The sequence below is a fragment of the Anoxynatronum sibiricum genome (assembly GCF_039414295.1).
Lineage (GTDB): Bacteria > Bacillota > Clostridia > Peptostreptococcales > Tindalliaceae > Anoxynatronum > Anoxynatronum sibiricum.
Map to the genome: position 1 here is coordinate 1 of NZ_JBCITM010000071.1, position 348 is coordinate 348.

The 348-nt window shown below is 57.8% G+C and carries 1 protein-coding gene; it reads right to left on the minus strand.

Annotated elements, in window-relative coordinates:
- Positions 1–348, minus strand: a 348-nt coding sequence (locus AAIG11_RS18280) for an aminotransferase class III-fold pyridoxal phosphate-dependent enzyme (protein WP_343187563.1), incomplete at both ends; no start/stop codon positions are given.

Below are 348 nucleotides of genomic sequence, written 5' to 3' on the forward strand. Positions count from 1 at the left end.
CAATGGATTTGGCGGTGGTCCACATGTCGGGAGCGGCAGGCCAGTGTTCGGTGGCAAAGAGCTTGCCGGTACGGCCGAAGCTGGTTTGAATTTCATCGGCAATGAGAATGATGCCGTGGGTGTCGCAGATGTCTCTTAAGACGGTGATGTACTCATCGGGGATCTGCACAAAGCCGCCTTCACCCTGAATGGGTTCCAGGATGATGGCCGCCACATCGGTGGGATCCACTTCTTCCAGGAAGAAGGCTTCAAACTGGCCGGCACAGTAGAGGCCGCAGGTGGCTCTTTCTTTGTCATAGGGACAGCGGTAGCAGTAGGGGTACAGGGCCCGGTGGATGCCCGGGGCAA